Origin of the sequence: Streptomyces sp. NBC_01257 (assembly GCF_035917255.1) — a bacterium.
Lineage (GTDB): Bacteria > Actinomycetota > Actinomycetes > Streptomycetales > Streptomycetaceae > Streptomyces.
In genome coordinates this window covers 7,229,366-7,252,591 of sequence record NZ_CP108472.1, presented here as the reverse complement: position 1 = coordinate 7,252,591, position 23,226 = coordinate 7,229,366, and the positions used below count along the sequence as shown (strand labels likewise).

General features: G+C 71.5%; 23 protein-coding genes. 11 read left to right on the top strand and 12 right to left on the bottom strand.

Annotated elements, in window-relative coordinates; genetic code table 11:
* The first annotated feature begins 231 nt into the window (after window positions 1–231).
* Window positions 232–732, top strand: a complete 501-nt coding sequence (locus OG408_RS31640; protein ID WP_266784335.1) for a DUF5949 family protein — start codon at window positions 232–234, stop codon at window positions 730–732.
* A 142-nt stretch (window positions 733–874) separates the two neighbouring features.
* Here OG408_RS31640 and OG408_RS31635 read toward each other — a convergent pair whose 3' ends face one another.
* From OG408_RS31635 to OG408_RS31610, 6 genes are all read right to left on the bottom strand, one after another.
* Window positions 875–1,285 (bottom strand): rodlin, encoded by a 411-nt coding sequence (locus tag OG408_RS31635; RefSeq protein WP_285565916.1) that lies wholly within the window; start codon window positions 1,283–1,285, stop codon window positions 875–877.
* Window positions 1,286–1,404: 119 nt separating this feature from the next.
* Window positions 1,405–1,596: a hypothetical protein gene (locus OG408_RS31630; RefSeq protein ID WP_266784331.1), complete on the bottom strand. Its 192-nt coding sequence runs from the start codon at window positions 1,594–1,596 to the stop codon at window positions 1,405–1,407.
* Window positions 1,597–1,797: 201 nt separating this feature from the next.
* Window positions 1,798–2,208, bottom strand: coding sequence for a rodlin (locus OG408_RS31625; protein WP_326673273.1), 411 nt, complete (start codon window positions 2,206–2,208; stop codon window positions 1,798–1,800).
* Window positions 2,209–2,397: 189 nt separating this feature from the next.
* Window positions 2,398–2,688: a hypothetical protein gene (locus OG408_RS31620; RefSeq protein ID WP_266784327.1), complete on the bottom strand. Its 291-nt coding sequence runs from the start codon at window positions 2,686–2,688 to the stop codon at window positions 2,398–2,400.
* A gap of 451 nt (window positions 2,689–3,139) precedes the next feature.
* Window positions 3,140–3,373, bottom strand: coding sequence for a chaplin (locus OG408_RS31615; RefSeq protein ID WP_405406054.1), 234 nt, complete (start codon window positions 3,371–3,373; stop codon window positions 3,140–3,142).
* Window positions 3,374–3,629: 256 nt separating this feature from the next.
* Window positions 3,630–4,031 carry a rodlin gene (locus tag OG408_RS31610; protein WP_266784325.1) on the bottom strand — a complete coding sequence of 134 codons (402 nt, stop codon included), beginning with the start codon at window positions 4,029–4,031 and terminating at the stop codon, window positions 3,630–3,632.
* Window positions 4,032–4,390: 359 nt separating this feature from the next.
* On the opposite strand from OG408_RS31610, the gene OG408_RS31605 reads away from it, so the two are divergent.
* On the top strand, window positions 4,391–5,278 hold the full coding sequence (locus OG408_RS31605; protein WP_326673271.1) for a chaplin: 888 nt from the start codon (window positions 4,391–4,393) through the stop codon (window positions 5,276–5,278).
* 85 nt (window positions 5,279–5,363) lie between these two features.
* On the opposite strand, the gene OG408_RS31600 is transcribed toward OG408_RS31605, so the two are convergent.
* The 5 genes from OG408_RS31600 to OG408_RS31580 all read right to left on the bottom strand — a co-directional run bounded on the left by OG408_RS31600 (window position 5,364) and on the right by OG408_RS31580 (window position 11,989).
* Window positions 5,364–6,299 (bottom strand): dihydrodipicolinate synthase family protein, encoded by a 936-nt coding sequence (locus OG408_RS31600; RefSeq protein ID WP_326673269.1) that lies wholly within the window; start codon window positions 6,297–6,299, stop codon window positions 5,364–5,366.
* Window positions 6,296–7,303 carry an oligopeptide/dipeptide ABC transporter ATP-binding protein gene (locus OG408_RS31595; protein WP_266784321.1) on the bottom strand — a complete coding sequence of 336 codons (1,008 nt, stop codon included), beginning with the start codon at window positions 7,301–7,303 and terminating at the stop codon, window positions 6,296–6,298. The genes OG408_RS31600 and OG408_RS31595 overlap by 4 nt, the downstream gene beginning before the upstream one ends.
* On the bottom strand, window positions 7,300–9,273 hold the full coding sequence (locus OG408_RS31590) for a dipeptide/oligopeptide/nickel ABC transporter permease/ATP-binding protein (RefSeq protein WP_326673266.1): 1,974 nt from the start codon (window positions 9,271–9,273) through the stop codon (window positions 7,300–7,302). Before OG408_RS31590 ends, OG408_RS31595 begins: the two co-directional genes overlap by 4 nt.
* Before the next feature lies 1 nt (window position 9,274).
* Window positions 9,275–10,225, bottom strand: coding sequence for an ABC transporter permease (locus tag OG408_RS31585; protein ID WP_285566404.1), 951 nt, complete (start codon window positions 10,223–10,225; stop codon window positions 9,275–9,277).
* Between the two features lie 168 nt (window positions 10,226–10,393).
* A complete protein-coding gene (locus tag OG408_RS31580) occupies window positions 10,394–11,989 on the bottom strand; it encodes an ABC transporter substrate-binding protein (RefSeq protein ID WP_326673264.1) in 1,596 nt (531 codons plus the stop codon).
* A 169-nt stretch (window positions 11,990–12,158) separates the two neighbouring features.
* Between OG408_RS31580 and OG408_RS31575 the strand changes: the two genes are divergently transcribed.
* The 5 genes from OG408_RS31575 to OG408_RS31555 all read left to right on the top strand — a co-directional run bounded on the left by OG408_RS31575 (window position 12,159) and on the right by OG408_RS31555 (window position 18,205).
* Window positions 12,159–12,878: a FadR/GntR family transcriptional regulator gene (locus tag OG408_RS31575; protein WP_266784313.1), complete on the top strand. Its 720-nt coding sequence runs from the start codon at window positions 12,159–12,161 to the stop codon at window positions 12,876–12,878.
* A gap of 212 nt (window positions 12,879–13,090) precedes the next feature.
* On the top strand, window positions 13,091–14,092 hold the full coding sequence (locus OG408_RS31570) for an acetylxylan esterase (protein ID WP_326673262.1): 1,002 nt from the start codon (window positions 13,091–13,093) through the stop codon (window positions 14,090–14,092).
* Between the two features lie 30 nt (window positions 14,093–14,122).
* Window positions 14,123–15,406, top strand: a complete 1,284-nt coding sequence (locus OG408_RS31565) for a GDSL-type esterase/lipase family protein (protein ID WP_326673260.1) — start codon at window positions 14,123–14,125, stop codon at window positions 15,404–15,406.
* A gap of 70 nt (window positions 15,407–15,476) precedes the next feature.
* A complete protein-coding gene (locus tag OG408_RS31560) occupies window positions 15,477–16,916 on the top strand; it encodes an exo-alpha-sialidase (protein WP_326673258.1) in 1,440 nt (479 codons plus the stop codon).
* 68 nt (window positions 16,917–16,984) lie between these two features.
* A complete protein-coding gene (locus OG408_RS31555; RefSeq protein WP_326673256.1) occupies window positions 16,985–18,205 on the top strand; it encodes an FAD-dependent monooxygenase in 1,221 nt (406 codons plus the stop codon).
* A gap of 16 nt (window positions 18,206–18,221) precedes the next feature.
* On the opposite strand, the gene OG408_RS31550 is transcribed toward OG408_RS31555, so the two are convergent.
* The gene (locus OG408_RS31550; RefSeq protein ID WP_266784303.1) at window positions 18,222–18,929 is read right to left on the bottom strand and encodes a FadR/GntR family transcriptional regulator; all 708 of its coding nucleotides are present in this window, start codon (window positions 18,927–18,929) and stop codon (window positions 18,222–18,224) included.
* A gap of 152 nt (window positions 18,930–19,081) precedes the next feature.
* On the opposite strand from OG408_RS31550, the gene OG408_RS31545 reads away from it, so the two are divergent.
* The 4 genes from OG408_RS31545 (at window position 19,082) to OG408_RS31530 (ending at window position 23,198) form a co-directional block, all read left to right on the top strand.
* The gene (locus tag OG408_RS31545; RefSeq protein ID WP_326673254.1) at window positions 19,082–20,041 is read left to right on the top strand and encodes a dihydrodipicolinate synthase family protein; all 960 of its coding nucleotides are present in this window, start codon (window positions 19,082–19,084) and stop codon (window positions 20,039–20,041) included.
* Window positions 20,038–21,003, top strand: coding sequence for an ROK family protein (locus OG408_RS31540; RefSeq protein ID WP_326673252.1), 966 nt, complete (start codon window positions 20,038–20,040; stop codon window positions 21,001–21,003). Before OG408_RS31545 ends, OG408_RS31540 begins: the two co-directional genes overlap by 4 nt.
* Window positions 21,000–21,680 carry an N-acetylmannosamine-6-phosphate 2-epimerase gene (locus OG408_RS31535; protein ID WP_266784297.1) on the top strand — a complete coding sequence of 227 codons (681 nt, stop codon included), beginning with the start codon at window positions 21,000–21,002 and terminating at the stop codon, window positions 21,678–21,680. The genes OG408_RS31540 and OG408_RS31535 overlap by 4 nt, the downstream gene beginning before the upstream one ends.
* A 63-nt stretch (window positions 21,681–21,743) precedes the next feature.
* Window positions 21,744–23,198, top strand: coding sequence for a sialate:H+ symport family MFS transporter (locus OG408_RS31530; RefSeq protein ID WP_266784295.1), 1,455 nt, complete (start codon window positions 21,744–21,746; stop codon window positions 23,196–23,198).
* The last annotated feature ends 28 nt before the right edge of the window (window positions 23,199–23,226 follow it).

Here is a 23,226-nt window from a genome sequence, read left to right as displayed (position 1 = left end):
GTTCACGCACGGTCCGGCACCGGCGGTCTGTTCCGCCGTCCGTCTCGCCGCACACGATAGCTCGCGGTGGCCCGGTGGCGTCAACCGATTAATTCCGGCCGTCCGTTCCGGTGCGGCGCAGGGATGTGGGCCGGGCATCGGCCCTCTCATGGGCCCGGGATATCACGAGTCTCCCCCGATCGGGTGATACGCATGGAGATCGACCGGTCGCGGACGGTTAGGGTGCCGGACATGACCTCCCCCCAGACAGCCTCCGGCACGTACACCCGGGCCCAGTTGGGCACGCTCACCCTCATCGGCTGGAGCGGCGAACACCCCCACAACGGGGAGGACGTCGCCTTCCTGCTCGTCTACTCACTGGGCGACGGCTCGGAAGGACCGGCGACCGGCGAGAGCGCCATGCACATCGCCCTGGAGCGCTGCGGACTCCCCGTCAGCGGCGGCCCGGTGCGCGCCGACGAGACGCCGGGTCTGCCGGTGAAGCTCCTCGTCCAGGCAGGCCAGGCCGTGCTGACCGTCCCTCACTTCTCGGCGCAGTACCCCGTGCCCCCCGAGTGGCTGGCCGCCGCCACCGCGCAGGGTGAGGTGCACGTCATGTTCGCCACCCGCCCGTGGCCGCAGGGCGCCCCGGGGCTCCCGGTCGACGAGGACACCCTGCGGGCGTTCGCGGGCGACCCGGACGTCATCGCGACCTCCGCCCACTGCGTCCTTCCGGTACGCAGCCTGGGCTGAGGAGCCACGGCGCACGGATGCCCACCGCTCCCCCGCGGAGCGGTGGGCATCCGTGCGTCCGGCCGCTCCGGCCACGCGCCGCGGGCGGCCCGGGGCTTCCCGGACCGCCCGCGGTGTGTGCTGACTCGGCGTGTGCGCCGGTTCAGTTGTTGCCGATGCCGTTCCCGGAGAGGACCGGGATGTCCTCGACCAGGTGCGAGAGGGCCTCGTCGCCCTTGGCCTGGGTGGAGTTGTCGGCGCACTGCTGGTTCTGCGGCGAGTGCAGGACGTTGATGTCCTGGACCGCGACGGGCACCAGGATGCCCACGAGCGAACCGGCGTTGGCCTTGACCGGGGCGCCGACGCAGAGCTTGTTCAGCGAGCCCTGGACGAGCTGCACCTGCGGGCTGCCGTCGCCCCGGGTCACGCTGTTGCCGAACGAGTCCACGGCACCGTTGCCGTTGACCGACGTGGTTCCCTCGTCGTTGCCGATCGCCATGGCCGAGGGGGCCGCGGCGGCGGACAGGCCGACCAGGGACACGGCAAATGCCGCGCCGGCCATCATCTTCTTCATCACGCTTCACCTTTCGGAGCGTTCCGTTCTGGAACGTACTGATCAACCTCATACCGAGGCTTCGGTTCCGCGGTTCCACTCAAATGGGTTCGATCCGGCGTAAGTTCGACGTCTCGCCGTCAACCCCGGCCGCTCTCGCCCGAGGTGCGCGCTCCGGGGACGAGTCCGCCGGCGGCGGGCGGCGCGGGCTCGTCCGGTACGGCGTCGTCGCGGGCCGCCCGCCACTCCGCGAGGAGCCGGTCGTAGATCGGTGTGCCGTCCTGCGGGTGCCGGTGCGGGTCCCGCCGTCGCTGACTGTCGTACTGGTCCATGAGAAGCCCTTACCCGGTGCGGGTGGAAGCCCCTGCCGCCACTACGGCAACCGGCGCAACGGGGCCGCCCGTCCGGGGGAGCCACCGGCCGCGTCCCCGGACACGACGCGGGGCCGACGCGTCCGGGCGGCCGGAAATCCGGCTGCCACGAGGACGGGTCGGCCCCACGGGCGATCCAGGAACTGCGGGCTACGGGTACGACTAGTCGTTGGCGACACCGTTGCCGGACAGGACCGGGATGTCGTCCAGGATGTGCGAGAGGGCCTCGTCGCCCTTGGCCTGGGTGGAGTTCTCGGTGCACTGCTGGTTCTGCGGCGACGACAGGACGTTGATGTCCTGGACCGCGATCGGGACGGCACCGATCAGCGAACCGATGTTGGCCTTGGCCGGCAGGGCGATGCAGGGCTTGTTGAGCGAGCCCTGGATGAGCGCGAACTGCGGGCTCCAGTCGCCGTGGGTGGCGGAGTTGCCGTAGGACTGCACGGCGCCGTTGCCGTTGACCGAGGTGGTGCCCTGGTCGTTCCCGATCGCCATGGCCGCGGGGGCGACAGCGGCGGAGACGCCGACGAGGGAAGCGGCGACGGTCGCCGAGGCCATAATCTTCTTGATCATGAAAAAAGCCCTTCTGGGGATTTCTGTATGCCCGCCTGTCCGGAGCGACCTGATCAACTCTCGGTGACGGAAATGGTTGTGGCGCTTCACTCGAACGGTGCTTTCGCGATCCGTGCACTTACGGAATGACGCGGCACCGGAGAAATGCGCATGTCCCGGGGAGGGACGGGAACCGCCGTGGCGGCCGGATCAGCCGCCGAGCGGAAGGCCGCCCACGAGCGGGGCCGCACCCTTGGCCGCACCGGTCGCCTGACCGGCGACCTTGGTGACGGTGCCCTCCTTCTGCAGCGATTCGGCGGCACCGCCCACGGTGTCGACGACCGGGTCGACGGCCTGCGGGGCCGCGGCAACCACCTGGTTGACACCGCCGTCGAGGCTGAAGCTGGGGGCCGTGGCGTTGGTAACGGCGAAGGCGGGAGCAGCCGTTCCGAGAGCAACCACGGAACCGGCGACAAACGCAGCTGTCTTCGCGTACTTCACTTTCGGGTTCCCTTCTGCAGCGGCATCCGTTTCGGTCGCGTCCCCGCGCCGCACCAGCCTTCTTTAGCTGTGACTTCTGCCGCTTTCACCTTGGACAACGAGCCGATTGCGGCCGGGCAACTGCGCCGTTCCGCTTTTCTCGGGACCGCCTGCCCCGGCCACTTCCCGTGACTACGGAAGATTGCATGACTAATCACTGGTTCGGGTAAGAGGGGGGACAGCGGGCGTCATCCGGTGGTGCACTGTCGTTACTCCGTTCCGCGCGCCCGCCCGGATGTCTGCCCCCAGCCGCCGGCGCACCGCGCCCCGGGCCGGTGGAATGCGTCTCCACGCTCCGCCGCATCGAGGAGGGCTGCGAACTCCCGGAACGGAACACAGGAAAGAGGAAAGCCCCGGATCGCATGAAGCGATCCGGGGCAGACCGGTGCCGAACGGATTCGGCGCGCGCGAATCAGGCGTTGACGCAGGTGTTGCCGAAGGCCGGGTTCAGCAGGCCGATGACGTTCACGGTGTTGCCGCAGACGTTGACCGGAACGTGGACCGGGACCTGGACGAGGTTGCCGGACAGCACGCCCGGGGAGTTCAGGGCAGCGCCCTCGGCGCCGGAGTCGGCGAAGGCCGGGACAGCGGCACCCATCGCCATGAGGGTTCCGGCGGCGACGGCGGCGATCTTGGTGTACTTCACGTTCAACCCTTTCTTCGACGGAGTCCGGAGCGGCCACGACTTTCGTGCCGCACGAGCGCGGTCCTGATCACTCGTAACTCCGCCGCTGTAATTCGTAACGATTTCGGGCGGTAAGCGAAACTCTTCAACGAAGAGATCTCCGGGAATCCGCCCGAATGATGCAGTTCGGGTCACCCGGCGTCACTGCCGAGGACAGCAGCAGGCCCGGGCCGCACGGAGGAGGAACGCCGGCGGCCCGGGCCTGGTGACAGCTGGATCAGCTGTTGCCGGCACCGTTACCGGAGAGAACCGGAATGCCGTCCAGGATGTGCGACAGCGGCTCGTCACCCTTGGCCTGGGTGGAGTTCTCGGTGCACTGCTGGTTCTGCGGGGAGGACAGGACGTTGACGTCCTGGACCGCGATCGGGATGAGACCGATCAGCGAACCGACGTTGGCCTTGGCCGGCAGGCCGATGCAGGGCTTGTTCAGCGAACCCTGGACCAGACCGAACTGCGGGCTGCCGTCGCCGTGCGTCTCGGCGTTGCCGAACGACTGCGAAGCACCGTTGCCGTTGACGGAGGTCGTGCCGCCGTCGTTGCCGATGGCCATCGCCTGCGTGGCGCCGAGACCGAGGATGGAGGCGGCAACGGCACCCGTAGCCAGGACCTTCTTGATCACGATGAACCCTTCTCGTACTGGATGCCCCGTACCGGAGCGCACTGACCAACTCGCTTCCGGACGTTTGGTTATCTCCATTCACCCGAATGCCGCGGATGCGCGGACAGCCGTGCGAAAGAGGCCGCGGAATACCGTACGGAGGCACCGGGCGAACGCATTTGCGTAGTCCGTCCGGGTGGTCACAGGAAATTCACTGGTTTCACGTTTCCCTCCCACGCGGGCGTCGTTATGGGTTCGTCAAGCTCGCCCCGACGGGACGCCGCCACATGCGCCGGCAGACCCGCCGGTTACTGCACCGCCTGATGAATGAACTGCGGGTCAACACCGCCCGCGCGAAATGTCCTAGGAAAGGGCAACCCATGCGAAAAGCCTTGAGTAAAAGCGTGCTCGTCATGGCGGCGGCGTCAGGCATCCTGACCGCCTCCGGCGGTTACGCGTTCGCCGACGCCTCGGCCGACGGTGCAGCTGTCGGTTCGCCCGGGGTGGGTTCGGGCAACGCCGTCCAGGTCCCGGTGCACATTCCCGTCAACCTGTGCGGCAACACGGTCAACGTGATCGGTGCGCTGAACCCGGCGTTCGGCAACGAGTGCGAGAACGAGGGCGGTGACGCCGCGGCCGGCGACGCCCAGGGCGCGGACGCCGACGGTGTCGCCGCCAACTCCCCCGGCGTGCTGTCGGGCAACCTGATCCAGGCGCCGGTCGACGTCCCGGTCAACGTCTGTGGCAACACGGTCAACGTGGTCGGTGCGCTGAACCCGGCGTTCGGCAACGAGTGCGAGAACGAGTCGGGTGGTGTTGACACCCCGAAGCCCCCGCACCACCACAAGCCGCCGAAGACGCACAAGCCGCCGAAGCACCACCACGAGCACGAGCACGAGTGCGCGTGCCCGCCCGGGCACCACCACAACCCGCCGAAGCCGCCGAAGCCCCCGAAGCACCACCACGACCACAACTGCCCGCCCAGCCACCACCACAACCCGCCCACCCACAACCCCCCGACCCACAACCCGCCCACGCACAACCCGCCGACGCACACCTGGCACCCGCACAACCCGCCGACCCACACCTGGCACCCGCACAACCCCCCGACGCACACCTGGCACCACACGCCGTCGAAGCACCACAAGCCGCCGCAGATGGCGCACACCGGTGCCAATGACAACCTCGGCATCGCCGGTGGCGCCAGCGCCGCCCTGGTCCTCGGTGGCGGTCTGCTGATGCGCCGCAGCCGCGCCTCCCAGAGCTGACGCTCCCCCCCACGCGCAGGAAGGTCCGGCCGGACAGCCCCAGGCTGTCCGGCCGGACCTTCTCGTTGCGCGGTGTCCGCGCCGCTCAGACGGTGGAGAGCCCGGCGCGCTCCAGGCAGCCGGCGACGGCCGCGGTCTCCGCCGCGTCCAGCCGGCGCATCGGCGGGCTCATCACGTTGGTGGTGATGAGCCCGCGCAGCATCAGGGCGGTCTTGAACGCGCCGAGTCCGGCCGCAGTGGCGGACGCGGTGCCGGGGCGGGCGGCGCGGATGATGTCGAAGAGCGCGACGAGACGGTCCTGTTCGGCCCTGGCCGCCGCCCAGTCACCGCGCACCGCCGCCTCGTGCAGGCGTACGTACCCGTGCGGGTCGACGTTCCCGAGACCCGGGACCGATCCGTCGGCGCCGCCCAGCATCATCGCGTCGACGACCAGCTCATGGCCGGTGAGGACGGAGAAGTCCGGCAGCTCCCGGGCGCCGATGACCAGCCGGCGGAACGATCCGTCGTCGCCGCTGGAGTCCTTCACACCGGCCAGCACACCGTCGGCGGCGAGCGGCAACAGCAGTTCCGGGTCGAGCTTGCTGTGCACGCAGACCGGCACGTCGTACGCCAGCAGCGGCAGGTCCACGGCGGCGGCGATGTCCCTGAAGTGCCGGTCGATCTCCAGGTCGTGGGTGCGGGTGTAGAAGGGCGCCGTGACGACGACGGCGTCCGCGCCGAGTTCGGCGGCCCGGTTCGCGCGCTCGACGGCCCGGTTGGTGGTGGTCTCGATCGCGCCGACGAGGACCGGCACCTGGCCGGCGGCCGCGGCCGTGATGACCTCGATGACGTCGTCCTGCTGTCCCGGCGTCAGATAGGCGGTCTCGCCGGAGCTGCCGAGGGCGAAGAGCCCGCTGACACCGCCGTCGAGAAGATGCCCCACGACCCGCTCCAGGGACGGGCGGTCGAGCTCGCCGTCCGCGGTGAGCGGAGTGACGACGGGCGGGATCACTCCCGAGTAGCGGGGGGTTCGGGCGGTCATGCGGTGCTCCTTGCGGACGGTACGGGGGTCGGGTCCCCGGAGGGGGACGCGGTGGTCTGGGGGTGGACGCAGTGCCAGCGGTGCTCGCCGGACCCGATGGTCTCCGCGGGGAAGACCGTGGAGCACTCGGCGTCGGCCTTCCAGCAGCGGGTGCTGAACGGGCAGCCGGGCGGCGGCTCGGTGGCGGAGGGCACCGGGCCGGTGAGCACGATGCGCCGGGTCGTCTCCATCAGGCTGGGCGTCGCGGAGAGCAGTGCCTCGGTGTACGGGTGCGAGGGGGCGCCCGCGACGTCGGCCGCGCGCCCTTCCTCGACGATGCGGCCGAGGTAGAGGACGGCGATGCGGTCGGCGAGGTAGCGCACGGTCTGGATGTCGTGCGAGATGAACACCATCCCGAGGCCGAGGCGTTCGCGCAGGTCGACGAGGAGGTTCAGCACCTGGGCGCGGACCGAGACGTCGAGCGCGGAGGTGGGTTCGTCGGCGACGATCAGCTCCGGTTCGAGGGCCAGGGCACGGGCGATGGCGACGCGCTGGCGCTGGCCGCCGGAGAGCTGTCCGGGCAGTGCGGCCAGGGTGTGGCCGGGGAGGCCGACCAGGTCGAGGAGTTCCTCGACCCGGGCCTCGCGCTCCTCCCGGGTGCCGCGGCGGTGCACGTCGAGCGGGTCGCGCAGGATCTGGCGGACCGTGAGCCTCGGGTTGAGCGCGGTGGACGGGTCCTGGAAGACGACGCCGACGGCGGAGCCGAAGCCGCCGCGCCGCTCGGCGCCCGTCATCCCCCACAGGTCGCGCCCGTGGAAGAGGACCTCGCCCTCGGTGGGCTTCTGCAGTCCGGTCAGCACCCGGGCCAGGGTCGACTTGCCGCAGCCCGACTCGCCGACCAGACCGACGATCTCGCCGCGCCCGACCTCCAGCGTGGCGTCGGTGAGCGCGTGGACGGCGTCGCGCCTGAACAGGCCTCCGCTGCGTGCCTTGTGGCGTACGTGCACGCCGTTGAGCCTGATCACAGGGCACTCCCTTCCAGCTTCTTCGCGGCGGCACCGGCCGGGTGGTGGCAGGCGAAGCCGTGATCCGACGCGCTGCCGCGCCCGGTGAGTGCGGGGGTGGTGGTGCGGCAGAGCTCGGTCGCCGCGCCGCAGCGGCCCGCGAACCGGCATCCGGCGCCGAAGCCCTGGGGAGCGGGGACGACGCCGCGGATCTGGTGGAGCCGCTGGGCGCCGGCCTCCAGGGAGACGACGGAGCCGAGGAGTCCGCGGCTGTAGTGGTGGGCGGGGTCGGTGAGGACCTCCCGGGTGTCGCCGGCCTCGGCGAGCCGTCCCGCGTACATGACGGCGACCCGGTGCGAGAGGTCGCCGACCAGGGCGAGGTCGTGCGAGACCAGCACCATGGCGAAGCCGAGTTCGTCGCGGAGCCCGATGAGGAGTTCGACGACCTGGGCCTGGACGGTGACGTCGAGTGCGGTGGTCGGCTCGTCCGCGATGAGCAGGCGGGGGCTGCGGGACAGGGCCATCGCGATGAGCACGCGCTGGCGCTGGCCGCCGGAGAGCTCGTGCGGGTAGCTGCGCAGGGTGCGTTCGGGTGCGAGGCCGACCAGTTCCAGGAGTTCGGCCGGCGTCTTCGTACCGCCGCGCGAGGTGAGCTGCCTGAGCTGGGTGCCGACGAGCACGGAGGGGTTGAGGGAGGAGAGCGCGTCCTGGTAGACCATCGCGATCTCGGGGCCCATCAGGGCGCGGCGTTCCTTGGGCGGCAGCTTCAGCAGGTCCCGGCCGCGGTAGAGGATCTCGCCGCTGACCTCGGCGTTGCGGGCGAGGAGGCCCATGACGGCGAGGCTGGTGATGGACTTGCCGCAGCCGGACTCGCCGACCAGGCCGAGGGTCTCGCCCTCGCGGACGGTGAGGTTCAGCCGGTCCACGACGGGGATGTCGCCGTAGCGGTCGGGGAAGCGGATGGCCAGGTCGCGGACGACGAGGAGTTCGCCGGCGTCGGCGCGGACCGGGGTGATGGCGGGCTCGGTGGCGTTGATGTGCGCGGCGAGCCGGGAGAGGGCCGCGTCGATGTCGACGGTGGCGGCGGCCTCGACCGGATCCGGTGCGGTGGCGGTCGCGGGACCGGCCGCGGCTCGGGGGTTCCTGGGCGCAGCGGAGGCGTCGGTGAGGCCTTCGGAGAGGATGTTGAGCGCGAGGACCGTGATCAGCAGGGCGAGACCGGGGAAGAAGGTCGCCCACCAGCCGCCCGCCAGGAGGATCTGCCGGCCGTAGGCGAGCACGCTGCCCCAGCTGGGGTCGGGGTCCTGCACACCGGCGCCGATGAAGGAGAGGCTGGCCTCGAAGATGATGGCCTCGGCGACCATGACGGTCGCGAAGACCATGACCGGGGCCATGCAGTTGACGGCGACGTGCCGGAGCACGATGTAGCCGCGCCGCGCGCCGATGACCTTCTCGGCGGCGACGTAGTCCTCTCCGTACTGCGAGAGCACGTTGGCGCGCACGACGCGGGCCAGCGAGGGGGTGTACACGAAGGCGATGGTGAAGATGATCACCGGGAGGCTGGTGCCGAACACGGCGACGAGGACGGCCGCGAGCGCGATCGGCGGGAACGACATGACGACGTCGAGGGTGCGCATGACGGACTCGTCGCCGAGTTTGCGCGAGGTGGCGGCGAGCGAGCCGAGCAGGGACCCGGCGACCAGGGCGCAGGCGGTGGCGCCGAGGCCGATGACCAGCGAGTAGCGCGAGCCGTGCACGACGCGGGCGAACACGTCGCGGCCCGCGCGGTCGGTGCCGAACCAGTGCGCGCCGCTCGGGGCCTGTACGGGGTTGCCGGTGGCGAGCGGGTCCTGGGTGAGCAGCGGGGCGAGTACGGCGCCGAGGACGACGACGATCAGGACGCCGAGGGCGACGCGGGAGGTTGCCGGGAGGGCGCGGAAGGCGACGCCCGGTCGGGAGAGTTTGGTGGCCAGACGGCCCGTGGCGAACATGTCACACCGTCCTGATGCGCGGGTTGACCAGCAGGTAGAGCAGGTCGACGATGACGTTGACCACCAGGAACGCGATGGCGATGGTCAGTACGGTGCCCTGGACCAGGGCGACGTCGCCTCCGGTGACACCTTCGAGGATGAGCTTGCCCATGCCGGGCAGGTCGAAGATCGCTTCGATGACGACGGCGCCGCTGAGCAGGTAGCCGACCTTGACCCCGAGCACGGTGAGCGGGGTGACGAGTGCGTTGCGCAGTACCGAGCGGATGACCAGGAGGACGGGCAGGCCGTTGCCCTGGGCGGTGCGGACGTAGTCCCGGTCGAGTTCGGTGACCATCGCGGTGCGGATGAGGCGGGCGAGTGACGCGGCGACGGGCACCGCGAGGGACACCGCGGGCAGGATCATCGTGCGGAGCCAGCCGCTGAACGAGTCGGCGATGTTGGTGTAGCCGCCGGTCGGGAAGAGCTGGGTGTTCAGTGCGAACTGCTGGATGAGCAGGACGCCGAGCCAGAACGACGGGACGGCGACCCCGGCCATGGAGAGCACCCGGAAGAGCTGGTCGGGCCAGCGGTCGCGGTACATCGCGCCGAGGACGCCGCCGATGACGGCGAGGACGATGGCGATGACGAGCCCGAGGACGGTGAGCTGAAGGGTGAGCGGGAAGGCGGCGGTGATCCGGTCGGTCACGGGCTGGCTCGGCGGCACGGTCGACCCGAGATCGAAGTGGAGCAGCCGGCCGAGGAAGTGGAAGTAGCGGACGGGCAGCGGGTCGTTGAGCCCGTTGGCCTCCGCGAAGGCCTCCCGTGCTTCAGGTGTCGCGCTGTCCCCGAGCGCGTTGAAGGCCGGGTCGACCGGCGAGAACTGCAGCACCACGAAGACGAGCAGCGCGATACCGAGGATCATCACCGGCATCATCGCGACGCGGCGCAGCGCGAGCCGGAGAAAAGCAACCATCGTCGGGTTCCTTGCGGTTGGGCGGTCGTCCGGTCCGGGGCACCCGGGGTGTGCGGTGTCCCGGACCGGGTTGTCGGGCGCGCGGCGGGGGCTCCGGTGCGGGGACCGGGGCGGCCGGGTCGCGGCCTGGCCGTGGGCGGCCGGTGCGGGCGGCTGCCCACGGTCCGGTCAGGCGCGGCTGACGTCGAGGAAGGACAGGCCGGTGGTGGGCAGCGGCTTGAAGCCGGTCAGGCCCTTCTCGTTCCAGGCGGTGGGCAGCTTGCGGTGGAGGATCGGGTAGAGCGGGACCTCGTCGGCGACGAGGTCGGTGATCCGTCCCCACAGTTCCTTGCGGGCCGCCTCGTCGCCGGCCCGGGCTGCCTTGTCGAGCAGCTGCTTGACCTGCTTGTACTCGGCGGACCCGGACCAGCCGTAGCGCTTCTCCGGCCAGAAGCCGTAGTAGAACCAGCGCATCAGCAGGTCCACGTCGTTGCCGAAGACGGAGGGGTCGCCGGGGGCGACGAGGACCTCGAAGTCCCCGCTGTCGACCTTGGCGTACTGGGCGGCGGACTGGGCGATGCCGAGGGTGGCCTCGATGCCGGCGGCGGCCCAGCTCTCCTTGATGAGCGGGGCGATGTCCTTGACCCAGCCGGTGTCGGTCGTCAGGACGGTGAACCTGAGGTTCCGCACGCCCGCTTCGGCGAGCAGCTGCTTCGCCTTGGCCACGTCGTGGGTGTAGACGGTGGCGGCCTTGTGGTAGTCGGGGTGCGTCGGGGGGACGTAACCGGTGGCGGCCGTCGCGTTCCCGACCATGGCGGTCTTGATGATCTTCTCGGTGTCCAGCGCGTAGTGCAGCGCCTGGCGGACCCGCTTGTCGGCGAACCGCTTGTCGGCGGTGTTGAACATCAGGAAGAGCAGGCCGAAGGACTGCACGGACTCGGTCTTCGCCGTGCCGGAGAGCCCCTTCACATCGATGTACGGGACGTCCTCGATGGCCTGGACGCGGCCGGACTGCATGGCGCTGACGCGGGCCGACTGGTCCGATATCAGGCGCCAGATCATCTGCTTGGCCTTGGCGGGGTGCGCGCCGTTGTACTTGTCCCACTTCTCGAAGACGATCTTGTCCTCGCGGGTCGCTGAGACGAACTTGTACGGTCCGGAGCCGACGGGCCTGGCGTCGAATCCCTTGACGTCCGCCTCGACGATCTTCTTCGGCACGATCCGGGCCACGGCGATGCGGGACGGGAAGAGCGCGAAGGGGTACTTGAGCTTGAACTCCACCGTGCCGGCGTCGACGGCCTTCACGGTGTCGATGAAGGGCACGAACTGTGCCATCAGGGAGGCGTTCTCAGGGGCCAGGATGCGTTCGAAGCTGAACACGACGTCGTCGGCGGTGACGGCGGATCCGTCGTGGAAGGTCGCGCCCTTGCGCAGCGTGGCACGGTACGTCGTGGCGTTGATCTTCTCCGGCATCCCGGTGGCGAGCGCGGGCCGCGCCACGAGTGTTGCCGGATCGAGATCCACCAGCCCCTCGAAGATGTGCATATTGGCGGCGTACGGGGTCGCGCCCGAGGTGATCATCGGGTCGAAGCCGGTCGACAGCGGGTAGGACAGGCCGGCCTCGATGAGACCGCTGTCGCCGCCCTTGTCCGTCGAGCCGTTGGTGGTCGAGGACGGTCCGCCGCACGCGGAGAGGCCCGCGGTGATGGCGGCCGCTGCACCGACGGCACTGGTGTAACGCAGGAAGGTGCGGCGCTCGACACCGGCTGATCTCAGCTCGGGCACGGGTCCTCCAGGGACTTGAGGTGGGGCGTCGTGGGTAAAACCGGGGGGTTTGGCTCAGATTCACGGGAACCGCGGAACCTGAAGCATCAGACGTCAGATGTCTGATGCCTTGATAGCGTGGGAACGTAGCTTGACAATCGAGAGGGGTCAAGAGGTGGGGAGTTCACATATGTCCGGAACGAGGCCCGGCCGGCAGCTGCTCCGGCAGGAAGTCGTCGACGGCATCAAGCGGTACATCCTCGAGGAACGGCTTCGTCCCGGTGACCCGCTGCCCACCGAGCCCGCCCTGTGCGAGGCACTGGGCGCCAGCCGTTCCAGCGTCCGCGAGGCCGTCAAGATCCTCAACGCGCTGGACATCGTCGAGGTCCGTCACGGACACGGCACCTACGTGGGCCGGCTGAGCCTGTCCGCGCTGGTGGAGAGCCTCACCTTCCGCGGGCTGCTCTCCCCCGACGACGACTTCCAGGTGATGGCCGACCTGGTCGACGTGCGCGAGCTCTTCGAGCGCGGGATGGCCGACCGGATCGTCTCGACGCTCACCCCGGACCAGCTGGACGCCCTGGACGGCCTGGTGGCCACCATGCGCGAGACCGGGGCCCAGGAGGGCCACGGTTTCGTCGACGCGGACCGCGCCTTCCACGCCCTGCTCGTCGCCCCGCTCGGCAACGACCTCATCGGCCAGCTGTCGATGGCGTTCTGGGACGTGTACGCGATCGTCGCGCCGCACCTGGACGGATTCACGCACGCCGACGAGACGGCGACGATCGCGGCCCACCAGAACATCGTGGACGCCGCCCGGGCCGACGACATCGCCGGGTTCATCAAGGCGCTCGGCGAGCACTACGCCCCGGTCAGGCGGCGGATCTCCGAGGCCCGCGCCCGGGGCTGAACCTCCCGCCCCGGCCGCCCGGGAGCGGCGGAACCGGCCCGGCGGACCCTTGACGGCCCCCGCCAGGGGTGCCTAGGGTCCGTGTGCCGACAGGACATCTGACGTCATCCGTCTGATGACCGGTGCATCACCTCGATGCCCGGTGCATCCCGCTGACCGGTGCGTCACCTCGCACCCGGCACTTCCCGCCGCGCCCCCAGGAGGGCACCTCCATGCCGTTGACGGACCTCTCGCTCGCGGACTGCCGCGACTACCGGCCGACGCTGCCCGTTCCCGCGGACTTCGACGTGTTCTGGTCGCGGACCCTGGACGAGGCCCGGTCCTGCGCGTCGGACAAGCCCGTGTTCACCGCGGTGGAGAACGGGCTCGCCCGGATCCGTACGTACGACGTGACGGTTCCCGGCTTCGGCGGGCAGCCGGTGCGCGGCTGGCTGCGGACGCCGGCCGGGGCGGACCGGCCGCTCGGCTGTGTCGTGGAGTTCCTGGGGTACGGCCGCGGCCGGGGTCTGGCGCACGAGAACCTGCTCTGGGCGTCGGCCGGGTACGCGCACCTGCTGATGGACACCCGCGGGCAGGGCTGGTCGGCGGCCGGCGGCGACACCGCCGATCCGGACGGCGGCGCGCCCGGAGTCGTACCGGGCTTCCTCACCCGGGGCATCGAGAGCCCCGAAACGTACTACTACCGGCGGCTGTTCACCGACGCGGTGCGGTGCGTCGACGCCGCGCGCAGCCACCCTGAGATCGATCCGGACCGGATCGTGGTGACCGGTGTCAGCCAGGGCGGCGGGATCGCGCTGGCGGTCTCGGGGCTGGTCCCCGGGCTGGCCGGCGTGATGCCGGATGTGCCGTTCCTCTGCAACTTCCGCCGCGGGGCCGAGATCTCGGGCCGTCCGCCGTTCACCGAGATCGCCGCGTACCTCAACCTCCACCGCGACCGCACGGAGTCCGTCTTCGCCACGCTGGCGTACTTCGACGCGGCGCTGCACGCCACCCGGGCCACGGCTCCCGCACTGTTCTCCATCGCGATGATGGACGACATCTGCCCGCCCTCCACCTGCTTCACCGCCTACAACGGCTACGCCGGGCCCAAGGACGTCACGGTCTACGCGTTCAACGGGCACGAGGGCGGCGCCGAGTACCAGCAGCGGGAGCAACTGACCTGGGTGCACTCCCTGTTCGCAGGCCTGCCGTCGGGGCAGGCCGGCCACTCCTGACCGGAGGCACCTTCCGTGCGCAGACGATCCATGCTTCTTGCCGCAGGCGCGGCAGCGCTGAGCACCCGGCTCGGCGGCCCCGCCTTCGCAGCCGCGCCGGGCAGCGGCCCCGTCCTGGACCACGACACCCCCGTGGACCTGGACGGCACCGAGTACGTCGACCTGTCGGACCGGGCCGGCCTACTCGCCCCGCTCACCGCGGGAACCATCGTCGTCACCTTCCGCACCACCAGTCACAACGAGGCGATGACGCTGATCAGCGCCTCGGACCCCGCCGTCCCCTCCTCCAACATCACCCTGAACCTGAGCGGCGGCGCCCTTCAGTTCTCCGTACGGGAGAACGGCGCGGTCCTCATCAATGTCATGACCCGGACACGCTACGACGACGGGCTGCGGCACACCGTCGCCGTCACCGTCGACGCCTCGGGGACCAGGCTGCACGCCGGCGGGCGCACGGTCTTCGAGACGGCGCAGCACGCCTTCTTCGGCAGTGTCTCCAGGCCGGCCGCGCTCGCCCTGGGGCGCAACACCGACAGCGACCATCCGGGGGGTGAGTGGTTCTGCACCGGCACCATCGAGCGGGCCGCGGTCTGGGACCGGGTGCTGAGCGAGGCCGAACTGGTCGCGCAGAGCCCCCGCCCCGACCTCGCCGACCTGGGCCGGATCTCCACGGTCCTGAACAGCGGCACTCCGGCGACCTGGGTCGTCACCGGCGACAGCATCACGCACGGCGCCCTGCACACCAACGGCTGGCGCAGCTACCCGGAGCACTGGACGGAGCGGGTCCGCTGGGAGCTGGGCAAGCCGAAGAACCGCGATTTCGTGGTCGATTCCGGGGTGAGCGGTGCGACCAGCGCCGAACTCGTCGCGCGGTTCGGCGAGCGCGTCACCGCGTTCTCGCCGGACGTCGTCTCGCTCATGATCGGTACGAACGACATCGCGACGTCCGGGCTCGGCCCCGACGTCTACCGCGCCAACCTGGTCTCCCTCGTGCGCTCGGTACGGGCCCTGCCCGGCTCCCCCGTGCCGGTGCTCCAGTCACCCAATCCGGTCGACCCGGCGAAGTGGCCGGGCCGGGTCAACCTCTCGCAGTACGCGCGGGTCATGGGCGAGGTCGCGGCGCAGGAGAACGCCGTCTTCGTCGACCACTACAACGACTGGCTGGCCGGAAACGGCGGCCAGGTCCCGCTGACCCTGCTCAGCGACGGGCTCCACCCCGACCAGCACGGGCATCACCGCATCGTCCTCAGAATGATCAAGGATCTGCGGATCTTCGACGCGAGCAGCCGGGTCTGCTCCCTGCGCATCCCGTAGCCCCGGCCCCTCCCCCCTGTCTCCCACCCTTCGCGAAGCACCCACCCCCTTCCGAGAAGAGAGATCGTCCATGCAGCGAACAGTCCCTGTCGCCCTGCTCGGCGCCGCCCTGCTGGTGGTCGCCACCACCGGCACCGCGCAGGCGGCGGCACCCGCCCCCGGCACGCTCACCTCCCAGGACCTGACGGTCGACGGGGCAGGCTCCCCGCACTACCGCATCCCGGCCCTGACCACCTCGGTCAGGGGCACCGTGCTGGCCGCCTTCGACGCCCGCCCCACCCTGGCCGACCTGCCCTCCAACATCGGCATCGTGCTGCGCCGCAGCACCGACGGCGGTACGACCTGGCAGGCGCAGCAGGTGGTCCGCAAGGACGCCGCGCCGCAGGGGTACGGCGACCCGAGCCTGCTCGTCGACCGGACGACCGGCCGGATCTTCCTGTTCTACGCGGCCGGGGTGAACCAGGGCTTCTTCGGCTCGGCCACCGGCAACGACGAGTCCGACCCGAACGTCCTTCAGGCCGACTACAGCTACTCCGACGACGACGGGCTGACCTGGACCCACCGCCGGATCACGAAGCAGATCAAGAACCCCGCCTGGGGCGGCATGTTCGCGGCGTCCGGTGAGGGCATCCAGCTGCGCAACGGGGCGCACAAGGGCCGGCTGATCCAGCAGTACGCCATCCGCGACAACGGGGCCAACTACGCGGTCAGCGCCTACAGCGACGACCACGGCGCGACCTGGAAGACGGGCACACCGGTCGGACCCGGCGGCGACGAGAACAAGACCGTGGAGCTGAACGACGGCACGGTCATGCTCAACAACCGCTCGGCGCCGTACCGGACGATCGCGTACTCCACGGACGGCGGGGTCACCTACACCCCGTTCGTCCAGGACACCGAGCTGCCCGACCCGGCGAACAACGCCTCGGTCATGCGCTACGCCCCGGACGCCCCGGCCTCGAACCCGCAGTCCTCCTGGCTGCTGTTCAGCAACACCGAGGACACCGCGTCACGCCGCAACCTCACCGTCAAGATGTCCTGCGACAACGGGAGGACCTGGCCGATCAGGAAGGTCGTGGACGCGGGCGCCGCGGCCTACTCGACGCTCACCCGGCTGCCGGACGGCCGGCTCGGCCTGCTGTACGAGCGCGCCGACTACACGCACATCACGTACTCCTCGTTCGACTTGAAGTGGCTCGGCGGCACCTGCGCCGACGTCACCCTCACCCCGCCCGCGACGCTCAGGGCGGGGACGAGCGCCGAGGTCACCGTCCGGGTCGTCAACCGGATGGACGTGCGCCGCAGCGCGGGCACCGTCGATCTCACCGTGCCGAGCGGCTGGACGGCCACGCGGACCGCGATCCCCGCGATGAAGCCCGGTGAGGGCGCCAACGTCAGGGTCCCGGTCACCGTGCCCGCGGGCGCGTCGGGGAGCGCCGCGCTCACCGCCGTCTACCGGGCGGACGGCAAACAGGCATCGGGCAGCACGACGGTGACCGTCACCCCGTAACCGGTTCGAGGGGTGTTGCGTCCAACCGCCGCCCGGCGGTTGGACGTACGCCGTCGCGCGACCGTTCAATGGGGCGACGCACACTGGGCTTGGCGAGGGCGGGGGCGGACGTGGCGGGAGCGGGCTTACGCATCGGGGTGGTCGGCGGGAGTGTCGCCGGCTGCGCCATGGCGATCGCCGGAATCAGGGCCGGGGCCGAGGTCACGGTCCACGAGCGGAGCGAAGCGGCGCTGGAGGACCGGGGGTTCGGCATCGTCATCCCGCCGCCCCTGCACCGGGAACTGGTCGCGGCCGGCTATCTGGACGCCGGCATGGAGACGGCCCCGGTGTCCTCGCGGGTCTGGCTCACCCGCCGGCCCGGGCAGCACCGGGCGCGGGAACTGGCGCGGCAGGAGAGCGCGGTGACGCCCTGTCACTGGGGTCTGCTGTGGCGCACGCTGCGGGCCAACGCCGGCGCCGCGCGCTATCACCGGGGGCGGCCCGTCACCGAGGTGCTGCGCCATCCGGAGGGCGGCGCGGTGATCCGTACGGCGGACTCGCAGGAGCGGTACGACATCGTCGTCGGGGCGGACGGCCCGCGCTCGGTCACCAGGGCGGCCGTCGCGCCGGGGGCGCTGCCGGTTCCGGCGGGATACGCGGTGTGGCGCGGCACCCTCCCGCTCGACGCGTTCGCGGGCAGCCCGCACCAGCTGGAACTGGTGCGCTCCTCCTGGATCACGCTGGGGTTCCGGGGCGGGCACGGGGTGTTCTACCTGATTCCGGGGGCGGCGCCGGGGTCCCGGCTGCTGGCCTACGCCGTCTACGCTCCGCCGCCCCCGGCGTCGTGGACCGGCCCGCGCGAGGAGTACGTGCGCCGCATCGCCGATGAGCACTTCCCGGCGGACTGGGCCGGCATCGTCGGCCGGGGCGAGCACACCTCCCTGGCCTGCCACGACGTCGCCGACGTCCAGGTGCCCCGGGTCGCGGAGCCGCCCTTCCTGCTGGCGGGCGACGCGGCGAGCATCACCCGTCCGCACACCGCGAGCGGCGCGACGAAGGCCTTGCAGGACGCGCTCTGTCTGGAGCGGGTGCTGCGCGCGTCGTCGTCCGCGGACGAGGCGCTCGGCCGGTACGCCGACGAACGGTCGGCCGAGGGCGCCCGGCTGGTCGCCCTGGGCCGCCGGCTGGGGCACGCCATGGTGGAGCGGACCCCGGACTGGGCGGCGATGGACGCCCCGGAGGTGGAGTCCTGGTGCCGGGCCACCCTGGACGGCGCCGCCAGTTATCTGTACGGGGGCACGCGGCGCTGACGGGCCCGGCCGCGGGTCAGTGGGCGTACGCGGCGGAGCCCTCCTGGGCCAGCCGGGTGCGGATGCCGTCGAAGTGGGTGCGCATCGCCCGTACCGCGCGCTCGCCGTCCCCCGCCGCGACCGCCTCGACGATCTCGCGGTGCTGGGCGCAGGTGACGGCCGGGTCCTGGTGGCCGTCGTCGAAGTCCTCGCGCACCCGGTCCATGGCGGCCCAGAACGCGTCGAGCACCTCGCTGAGCAGGTGGTTGTCGAGCGAGGCGTAGAGCGCGAGGTGGAAGGCCCGGTCGGTGGCGCGGGCCACCCGGCCGGTCCCGGCCTCCTCCTCCATCGTGGCGACCAGGGCGTGCAGCACGTCGAGGTCCTCGTCCGGGACGCCGGCCACGACGGCACCGACGAGCCCCGCCTCCAGCGCCTCCCGCACCTTCATCAGCTCCGCGAGCCCGGGCAGGCCCTGGCGGTGGCGGACGGCCGCGCGGAAGGCGAGGCCCTCGGCGAACGGTGACAGCGAGAGCGAGCCGACGAAGGTGCCGTACCCCCGGCGGATCTCGACGACGTTGACCGCCTGGAGCGATTTGAGGGCCTCGCGGACCGACACCCGGCCGGACTCGAAGAGGTCCATCAGCTCGGTCTCGGTGGGCAGGGCGTCGCCCGGTGCCAGCCGTCGTTCCAGGATCAGTTCCTTGATCCGGCGCTCGATGTCCTGAGCCATGGTGGGCCGCGCCACAACGTCCTCCTGAGGTGCCGTTGCCCCTTGACCGTTCGCAGGAGCATCTGTTTAAGGTGAAGCCAGACATAGGACATCTTACGTCTCACGTCTCGATCCGGGTAGCCGCTCAGGCCACGGATCGGTGTCCCGATCAGCTGGAGCCCTTCACCATGTCTCTGACCGCACCCCTGCACGGCGTCGTCCCGCCGGTCTGCACTCCGCTCGACCCGCGCGGCGAGGTCGACACCGCTTCCCTCGTCCGGCTCGTCGAGCACCTCATCGGCGGGGGCGTGCACGGGCTCTTCGCGCTCGGGTCCACCAGTGAGGTCGCCTACCTCACCGACGAGCAGCGCGCCACGGTCCTGGAGACCGTCGTCAACGCGACCGACGGCCGCGTCCCCGTCCTGGCCGGTGTCATCGACACCACCACGGCCCGGGTCGTCGAGCACGCCAGGTCGGCCGCCGAGCTGGGCGCCGACGCGCTGGTCGCGACCGCGCCGTTCTACACCCGCACCCACGCCAGGGAGATCGCCGGGCACTTCCGCCGGCTGCGCGCCGAGGTGGAGCTGCCGCTGTTCGCGTACGACATCCCGGTCGCCGTGCACAGCAAGCTCTCCGGCGCCCTGGTCCGCGAGCTCGCCGAGGACGGCACCCTGGCCGGGCTCAAGGACAGCAGCGGCGACGAGGGCGGGCTGCGCCGGCTCGTCGTCGAGCTCGGCGGCCGCGAGGGCCGCGCGCACGGTCCGGTCCCGGACTTCAGCATCCTCACCGGCTCCGAACTGACCGTGGACGCGGCCCTGCTGGCCGGCGCCGACGGTGTCGTCCCCGGCATCGGCAACGTGGACCCGGCCGCCTACGTCCGGCTCTACGAGGCCGCGCGCGCCGGCGACTGGACCCTCGCCGCGAAGGAGCAGGAGCGGCTCATCGAGCTGTTCGCCATGGTCGACGCCGGCCCGGAGGCGGACATGGGCCGCAGCTCATCGGCGCTCGGCTCGTTCAAGGCGGCGCTCCGGCTGCTCGGCGTCATCGAGTGCGGCGACACCGCGTTCCCGCAGATCCAGCTCTCCGCCGAATCCGTCGCGCTCGTCTCCGGACGGCTGCGCGACGCCGGTCTGCCGCCGGTCCGATGACCACCGCGGCAACGCCGGCGCCGGCCGGGCGGCCCGTCGTCGGCCTCGACCTCGGCGGCACGAAGATCGCCGCCGCCCTGCTCGCGGCGGACGGTACGGTCCTGGCCCGGCACAGCCGTCCCACACCGGCCCGGGAGGGCGCGGCGGCGGTCCTCGACGCGCTCGCCGCGGCCGCCGCCGCGGTCGACCCGGACCGCGCCGCCGCCCTGCTCGGCATCGCGGCGGCCGGGGTGATCGACCCCCGCAGCGGCATGGTCACCAGCGCCACCGACTCCCTCAGCGGCTGGGCGGGCACCCGGCTGGGCGCCGGCCTCGCCGACCGGACCGGATACGCGGTGGCCTGCGACAACGACGTCCGCGCCACCGCCGGACCGGAACTGGCCGCACTGAACGCGTCGACCGGCGGCCACGGCTCGCTGCTCTTCGCGGCCATCGGCACCGGAGTCGGCGGCGCGCTCGCCGCCGACGGACGGATGCTGCACGGCTCGGCAGGGATCGCCGGGCACCTGGGCCATGTGCCCAGCCCCGAGGCGGCCGGGCTGCCCTGCACCTGCGGGTCCACCGGTCATCTGGAGGTCATCGCGTCCGGGCCCGGGATCGCCGCCCACTACGAACGGCTGACCGGGGCCCCCGTGGACCGGCTGGAGACCGTCGCCGCGCGCGCCGCGCAGGGCGACTCCCACGCCGTCGCCGCCATCACCACGGGTGCGGCCGCCGCCGGGCACGTGCTCGGCGGGCTCGCCAACGCGCTCGGCCCGGACCGGGTCGTCGTCGGCGGCGGGGTCCCGCGCATCGGCCCGCTGTACGAGGACGCCCTGCGGGCCGCCTTCGCCGCCGAACTGATGGGTCCGCTGCGCGGGCTCGTCCCCCGGCCGCCGCTGCTCGGCCACGACGCGGCCGTGCTCGGCGCGGCCGCCCTCACCACCACCCTTCCCCTCCACCACCCGGGAGCTCTCCGATGAGCGCGCAGGAACTGGCCACCGCACTCCAGGGCAAGCTGATCGTGTCCTGTCAGGCACCTCCGGGTGATCCCATGCGCGAGACGTCCACGCTGGTCCGGCTCGCGCTCTCGGCGGTCGCCGGGGGCGGCGCCGCGATCCGGGCCAACGAACCCGAGGTCGTCGCCGCGATCACCGCCGCCGTCGGCCTGCCGGTCATCGGGCTGTGGAAGGACGGCGACACCGGGGTCTACATCACGCCGACCGTCCGGCACGCCCTGGCCGTGGCCGCGGCGGGCGCCGCGGTCGTCGCCGCGGACGCCACCGACCGGCCGCGCCCCGACGGCTCGACGTTCGCCGAGCTCGTCGAGGCGGTCCACGCGGCCGGCGCCCTCGTCATGGCCGACGTCTCCACCCTCGCCGAGGGCGTCACGGCGGCCGGGCTCGGGGCGGACTTCGTCTCCACGACGCTGTCCGGCTACGTGCCCGGCACACCGGAGCAGACCGGCCCCGATCTCGGTCTGGTCTCGGAACTCGCCGCCGCGATCGACGTGCCGGTGGTCGCCGAAGGCCGTATCAACACCCCCGAGGAAGCGGCCGAGGCCCTGGCCCGCGGCGCCCACAGCGTCGTCGTCGGCACCGCCATCACCGCCCCCACGGCCCTGACTGCCCGGTTCGTCGCGCGCATCACCCGGACCTGACCTGCCCCCACCACGCGGGACGGCTGTTCAAGGACGAGCGCCGTCCCGCATCCTGGAGTCACCGTGCAGACCACAACACCCCCCACGCTCCCCTGGTACCGCCAGGTGAGCCGCACCCAGTGGAAGTCGTTCTTCGCCGCCTGGATCGGCTATGTCCTCGACGGCTTCGACTTCGTGCTGATCACCCTCGTGCTGACCGAGATCAGTGACGACTTCGGGCTCAGCACGGTGCAGGCGGCCAGCCTGATCTCCGGCGCGTTCATCACCCGCTGGCTGGGCGGGGCCGTGCTCGGCGCCATCGGCGACCGGTACGGCCGCAAGCTCTCCATGGTGCTGAGCATCCTGCTGTACTCCGCGGGTACGTTCGCCTGCGGTTTCGCATGGGACTACCACAGCCTGTTCGCCGCCCGGCTGGCCATCGGAATGGGCATGGCCGGCGAGTACAGCGCCAGTTCCACGTACGTGATGGAGAGCTGGCCCGCCGGTCTGCGCAACCGGGCCAGCGGCTTCCTGATCTCCGGCTTCTCGGTCGGCTCGGTGCTCGCCGCGCAGGTCTACGACTGGGTGGTGCCCTCGCTCGGCTGGCGCTGGATGTTCTACCTGGGCCTCATCCCCATCGCCATCGCGCTGTGGATGCGGCGCGCGCTGCCGGAGGCCGAGGAGTGGACGGAGTCCGTGGCGGACAAGGGCGCCAGGCCCAATCCGTTCCGGCCGCTGTTCCTCACCCGCGCCCGGGCCACCGTCAACACGGTCCTCGTCGTGGTCGCCACCGTCTCGCTGTTCCTGGTCTTCACCCCGGGCGGCGCCGGCATGGTGCCGGTGCTCTCGGTGATCGCCGGTCTCACGCTGGCCGCGTTCGCCGTGCAGCTGGGCGGGAAGCGCGGCTGGGTGCTGTACCTGTCGATGATCGTGACGCTGTTCTTCGCGTTCCTGTACTCGTGGCCGATCCAGGCCCTGCTGCCCACGTATCTGAAGACGGAGCTGGGCTACAGCACCGGCCAGGTCACCGACGTCCTGTACTTCGCGGGCTTCGGCACCATGGTGGGCTGCTGGACCGCCGGGTTCCTCGGCGACCGGATCGGCACGAAGAAGGCGTACGCGCTGACGCTGCTGGCCTCGCTCGCCTTCGTCTATCCGGTCTTCGCCGTGCGGAACAACCTGATGCTGCTGGGCATCCTGCTCTTCCTCCTCCAGGCGACGAGCTTCGGCATCTCCGGACTGCTCCCCCGCTACATCGGCGGGCACTTCCCGACCGCGAGCCGGGGTGCGGCGCTCGGCTTCACGTACAACGTGGGCGCGCTCGGCGGGGCGGTCGCCCCGGTGCTCGGGGCGCATCTCGCCTCCGGGATGGACCTGGGCCGGGCGCTCGCCGTGCTGACGTTCGCGGGCACGGTGATCGTGGTGCTGCTGGTCGGCTTCGACGTACCGGCGCGGCTGAACCGGCTGACGGACCCGGACGGCGAGCTCGACCACCTGGCGGCGCCGCCGCCCGGCGAGCGCGTCGCCGTGGAGCGTTAATCCGGTGGACGGGCGGGTCCGGGCGGCC

Excerpts from the sequence above, each read along its gene's own strand:
- OG408_RS31640 (WP_266784335.1), top strand. The coding sequence starts at position 232 with ATGACCTCCCCCCAGACAGCCTCCGGCACGTACACCCGGGCCCAGTTG.
- OG408_RS31635 (WP_285565916.1), bottom strand. The coding sequence starts at position 1,285 with ATGAAGAAGATGATGGCCGGCGCGGCATTTGCCGTGTCCCTGGTCGGC.
- OG408_RS31630 (WP_266784331.1), bottom strand. The coding sequence starts at position 1,596 with ATGGACCAGTACGACAGTCAGCGACGGCGGGACCCGCACCGGCACCCG.
- OG408_RS31625 (WP_326673273.1), bottom strand. The coding sequence starts at position 2,208 with ATGATCAAGAAGATTATGGCCTCGGCGACCGTCGCCGCTTCCCTCGTC.
- OG408_RS31605 (WP_326673271.1), top strand. The coding sequence starts at position 4,391 with ATGCGAAAAGCCTTGAGTAAAAGCGTGCTCGTCATGGCGGCGGCGTCA.
- OG408_RS31600 (WP_326673269.1), bottom strand. The coding sequence starts at position 6,299 with ATGACCGCCCGAACCCCCCGCTACTCGGGAGTGATCCCGCCCGTCGTC.
- OG408_RS31590 (WP_326673266.1), bottom strand. The coding sequence starts at position 9,273 with ATGTTCGCCACGGGCCGTCTGGCCACCAAACTCTCCCGACCGGGCGTC.
- OG408_RS31585 (WP_285566404.1), bottom strand. The coding sequence starts at position 10,225 with ATGGTTGCTTTTCTCCGGCTCGCGCTGCGCCGCGTCGCGATGATGCCG.
- OG408_RS31575 (WP_266784313.1), top strand. The coding sequence starts at position 12,159 with ATGTCCGGAACGAGGCCCGGCCGGCAGCTGCTCCGGCAGGAAGTCGTC.
- OG408_RS31570 (WP_326673262.1), top strand. The coding sequence starts at position 13,091 with ATGCCGTTGACGGACCTCTCGCTCGCGGACTGCCGCGACTACCGGCCG.
- OG408_RS31565 (WP_326673260.1), top strand. The coding sequence starts at position 14,123 with ATGCTTCTTGCCGCAGGCGCGGCAGCGCTGAGCACCCGGCTCGGCGGC.
- OG408_RS31560 (WP_326673258.1), top strand. The coding sequence starts at position 15,477 with ATGCAGCGAACAGTCCCTGTCGCCCTGCTCGGCGCCGCCCTGCTGGTG.
- OG408_RS31555 (WP_326673256.1), top strand. The coding sequence starts at position 16,985 with ATGGGGCGACGCACACTGGGCTTGGCGAGGGCGGGGGCGGACGTGGCG.
- OG408_RS31545 (WP_326673254.1), top strand. The coding sequence starts at position 19,082 with ATGTCTCTGACCGCACCCCTGCACGGCGTCGTCCCGCCGGTCTGCACT.
- OG408_RS31540 (WP_326673252.1), top strand. The coding sequence starts at position 20,038 with ATGACCACCGCGGCAACGCCGGCGCCGGCCGGGCGGCCCGTCGTCGGC.
- OG408_RS31535 (WP_266784297.1), top strand. The coding sequence starts at position 21,000 with ATGAGCGCGCAGGAACTGGCCACCGCACTCCAGGGCAAGCTGATCGTG.